Source organism: Corynebacterium sp. UMB4614, from assembly GCF_030217065.1.
Taxonomy (GTDB): Bacteria; Actinomycetota; Actinomycetes; order Mycobacteriales; family Mycobacteriaceae; genus Corynebacterium.
In genome coordinates this window covers 1-4,052 of the sequence record NZ_JASONC010000039.1, presented here as the reverse complement: position 1 = coordinate 4,052, position 4,052 = coordinate 1, and the positions used below count along the sequence as shown (strand labels likewise).

At 62.4% G+C, this 4,052-nt stretch carries 4 protein-coding genes; all 4 read right to left on the bottom strand.

Annotated elements, in window-relative coordinates:
- Positions 1-459 precede the first annotated feature (459 nt).
- The 4 genes from QP413_RS09775 to QP413_RS09760 all read right to left on the bottom strand — a co-directional run bounded on the left by QP413_RS09775 (position 460) and on the right by QP413_RS09760 (position 3,669).
- The gene (locus QP413_RS09775) at positions 460-2,352 is read right to left on the bottom strand and encodes a cation-translocating P-type ATPase (RefSeq protein WP_284781585.1); all 1,893 of its coding nucleotides are present in this window, start codon (positions 2,350-2,352) and stop codon (positions 460-462) included.
- Positions 2,349-2,708, bottom strand: coding sequence for a metalloregulator ArsR/SmtB family transcription factor (locus QP413_RS09770; protein ID WP_284781584.1), 360 nt, complete (start codon positions 2,706-2,708; stop codon positions 2,349-2,351). The genes QP413_RS09775 and QP413_RS09770 overlap by 4 nt, the downstream gene beginning before the upstream one ends.
- Positions 2,709-2,790: 82 nt before the next feature.
- Complete coding sequence (locus QP413_RS09765) at positions 2,791-3,030, bottom strand: hypothetical protein (protein WP_070757483.1); 240 nt, start codon at positions 3,028-3,030, stop codon at positions 2,791-2,793.
- A gap of 96 nt (positions 3,031-3,126) precedes the next feature.
- Positions 3,127-3,669 carry a DUF488 domain-containing protein gene (locus tag QP413_RS09760; protein WP_284781583.1) on the bottom strand — a complete coding sequence of 181 codons (543 nt, stop codon included), beginning with the start codon at positions 3,667-3,669 and terminating at the stop codon, positions 3,127-3,129.
- Positions 3,670-4,052 lie beyond the last annotated feature (383 nt).

Below are 4,052 nucleotides of genomic sequence, written 5' to 3'. Positions count from 1 at the left end.
GCTCACAATGAACATCCTCTCCTACGGACACAACATCCGTACAAGTTGGGTGTCCACTAAACGAGGGTAACCTCACACCCTATAGGTTTTCCGCAGAACCTATATGTGTTTCTGTGCACCCCCATATGTTGTCTGTTTCTAGCGGTATTTCGTTGTACTTTGCGCATCGAATAGTTATTTATCGACGACACTCCGTGGACTTCAAGTTCAACGTCTAACGCCGGGCGTTAATGACGCTTCGCGTTATTGGGGGGGGGTAGGTTGAAGCGCGGTCCGTTCGTTCGTCGACGCAGCCGCCGCCGGATTCTCGGCGGCGGTTCCGTCCCGAATCTCGGGGACATCCTCCATCTGCGATAACGTGCGCGAGCTCGACCACGTCCAGACGACGCTTGGTCCCTGAGCAGCTCGATCCTTTCAAAATCCGCGCTGGAGAGCCAGCGCGCTGGGCGAAGGTGTGTCTCAGCGCTTCGCTTGCGCAGCCCGCAGGCCGTTCAAAATCACGATGACCTCGGCGACTTCGTGTACCAGCACGACGGCGGCCAGGCCCAGTACACCGCTGATCGCCAGTGGCATCAACACGATGATGATGGCCAGAGACAGCACGATGTTTTGGTTGATGATCCTGCTGCCTCGGCGGGCGTGCTGCAGCGCCTGCGGGATCAGCCGGAGGTCGTGGCCAGTGAAGGCGACGTCAGCGGACTCGATCGCGGCGTCAGAGCCGGTTGCTCCCATCGCAATGCCCACCGTTGCGCCCGCCAGTGCCGGCGCGTCGTTGATGCCGTCGCCGATCATCGCCGTCGGCGTCTTGGAGGAGAGTTCGGCGACGATGCTTACCTTGTCCTCCGGGCGCAGCTCGGCGCGCACGTCGTCGATTCCGGCGATTTCAGCCAGCGCCCGGGCGGTGCGAGTGTTGTCGCCGGTGAGCATGCTTACTTCCACATCGTTAGTGTGCAGGGTCTGCACGGCTTCGGGCACCTCGGGCCGCAGCTCGTCGCGGACCCCGATCGCCCCGGCAAGGGCGTCATCGACGGTGACAAGGACACAGGTCTGGCCCTCGGACTCCATGCGCTCAACGTCTGCCTTTAGTGGCCCGGCGTCGATCCACCGGGGGCTGCCCACCAGCACCCGTCGACCTTCGACAGTGCCGCCGATGCCATGTCCGGCTTCCTCGCTGATGTCCTGGGCAGCGGGCGCTTCGGGCACCGCTGCCGCGATCGCCGCGGCGAGGGGGTGCGTCGATTGCTGCTCAACTGCCGCCGCGAAAGCAAGCACCTGAGCCCGATCGAATCCGTCTGCCGGAACCACGCCGGTAACCTCGGGCTGGTTGCGGGTAAGGGTTCCGGTCTTGTCCACCGCCAGGTGACGGATTCCACCGAGCCGCTCGAACGCCGCGCCGGACTTGATGACCACGCCGAACTGGCTGGCCGCGCCAATCGCGGCTACGACTGTCAGCGGCACGGAGATTGCCAGCGCGCACGGCGACGCTGCGACCAGGACCACCAACGCGCGGGTGATCCACGTCTCGGGGTCGCCCAGCAGCGAGCCAATCACGCCGACCAGCACCGCCAAAATCATCACTCCGGGCACTAGGGGTTGGGCAATCCGGTCGGCGATCCGGGCGCGGTCGCCCTTTTCCGCCTGCGCCTGCTCGACCAGGTCCACGAGTGTGGTCAGCGAGTTGTCCGTTCCAGCTGCGGTCGTCTCGACCTCCAGCGAACCGGCGGAGTTGATCGCTCCCGCGGCCACCTCGTCGCCGGGTGCGACCTCCTCCGGAATGGATTCTCCGGTGATCGCTGAGGTGTCAAGGCTGGAACGTCCAGACCGAATGATGCCATCCGTGGCGATCCGCTCTCCGGGGCGCACGAGCATCAGCTCGCCAACCACGAGGTCCTTCGCTGCGACCTCGGCCGTCGTACCGTCGCGCAGCACCGTCGCGGTCTGCGGTACCAATTTCAACAGTGCCCGCAGTCCGCCTTGGGCCCGGTCCATCGCCTTGTCTTCAAGCGCCTCGGAGATCGAGTACAGGAACGCTAGCGCCGCCGCCTCTCCGACGTAACCGAGGATTACCGCGCCGACCGCGCTGATCGTCATCAGCAAACCAATGCCGAGCTTGCGCTTCGTGGCAAGGTTCCGGATAGCGCCGGGCGTGAACGTATACGCCCCTAGCAGCAGGCCGATCCAGAACAGAACTGTCGCGGGTGTCTCTAGTCCGGACCAGTCCAGCGCCAGACCTATGCAGAGGGCTACGCCGGAGAAGATCGGCAGTAGCAACTCGGGGTCCTTCCACCATGGCCGATCGAGATCTTCGATCTCCGTGGCTGGTTCGTGTTCGCATCCACATGCTGAACTCATGCGTCCGCTCCTTTTCCGTCGCAGCCGGGCACCGAGCACTCAGGGTCGATGCACTGGGCGTTTTCGTCGACAGCCAACGTCGCGTTCACTAGTGCGTTGAGCGCTGTCGCGAGGTGCGGATCGGCGATTTCGTAGCGTGTCTTGCGGCCCTCCGGCTCGGCGACGATGATGCCGCAGTCGCGCAAGCAGGTCAGGTGGTTCGAGACGTTCGAGCGGGTCAGGTCCAGGTCGCGCGCAAGCACGGCTGGGTAGCTCGGGCCGTCGAGTAGGGTCATCAGGATTCGGGAGCGCGTCGGATCGGCCATAGCCCGGCCGAGCCGGTTCATGACGTCGAGGCGTGAAGCAATAGTCAGCATGTGTTGAACTATACAGTATTCACTGAAATATTCAACACGCACTGAACTGACGTTGGAGCGAAGAGCTTGCGACCTGCAGAAATTAGTCGATGGGGTAGCCGATAACTGGGCTTTTGTGGTTCGGCTGCCAACCCAACGCGGGGGCGAGGTGGGTGGCGAAGTTGTCCAAGATCTTCACGTTGACGTCCACGCCTATCCCGGTGGGGATGGTGTTGAACAGGGTGTCGGCGGACATGACGGCGGCGTCGGCTTTGAGCGTGCTGTCCGCTGGTGTGCCTCCGATGCTGCTGCTTATAAGGTGGCGGGCGCTCCATGAATGCAAGGCGTAGGTCGCGCCTGAGGTCAGGCCGAGGAGGATGCCGTGGCTGACTGAGTCGTAGTCCGAGTTTCCGCACCCCCCTGGCCTCTGGTGTACGCGCTAGCCCCGCTCGGGGTAGCGCACGAGGAGATCGTTGCCGATGACTGCGCCGTCGTTGAGCGTTGCCTCGCTTACCTTCGCCTCGGCTGCACCCAGGCCCATAATGTGGCCAACCTCGTCACCGTGGGCGATGAGGTGGTCGGCGATGATACGCCGGTGGCAGCGCCACCACACCGCCTCGGAGCACATGATCGCGGTGGGAGTTTCGGCGGCGTTCGCCCGTAGCTGCGAGAGCGCGTCCGAGAACTCCTCGCCGAGCGCATGGTCGGCGTAATTGTGGAAGCTGCGGTTACGCCAGTTGCCGTTAACCTCAAACGGCACCGAGTGGGACACGTTGCGCCGCCCGGTGAGGCCCTCGCTTCTGCTGTAAGTGATGCCACATGTGGGAAGGTGTTCGGCAAGGTGGTCGTCGTTGAACCACGGGTACTTCCTGGACCCGGGCAGCTTGCGCACATCCACGATGGATGTCACACTGGCAGCTTTGATCATTTCAGCGAAGTCCTCGAAGTCGAGGTTGGAGTGGCCCACGGTGAAAATGCGCATGTCGCCAATGCTACGCGCCAAGCGATTACACTTACATCGGCTTCACGAATGAGAAGGTGAATTTGCAACGACACGTCGTGGATTTCAAGTTCAACGTCTAGGGGGAGACTGAAGTGCCGCCCCTCGCAATCGCCTAGCATCGGCACTGCTGGGGCGCGCCGGACGACTTGTCCGTCGCCGAGTATCGGAAGGCAACGCTATCGTTCTCGGGCGCGACCAGAGATATCCAATTGGCAGTTAATGCTGCTTATAAACGCGTAAAGTTCAAGGTCCACGTCCAAAATTCTAAGGAGAGTTGGCCTTGAGGGGTTAAGTAGCAAAAAGTGTGTCTGCCCGGCGTGTCGCCGGGTGGGCCCTTTTTATCTCATGGGCCCTTTCCGGAT

What these genes read in the sequence shown, in the direction of transcription:
- QP413_RS09775 (WP_284781585.1), bottom strand. Translation starts at nt 2,352, where the DNA reads ATGAGTTCAGCATGTGGATGCGAACACGAACCAGCCACGGAGATCGAA.
- QP413_RS09770 (WP_284781584.1), bottom strand. Translation starts at nt 2,708, where the DNA reads ATGCTGACTATTGCTTCACGCCTCGACGTCATGAACCGGCTCGGCCGG.
- QP413_RS09760 (WP_284781583.1), bottom strand. Translation starts at nt 3,669, where the DNA reads ATGCGCATTTTCACCGTGGGCCACTCCAACCTCGACTTCGAGGACTTC.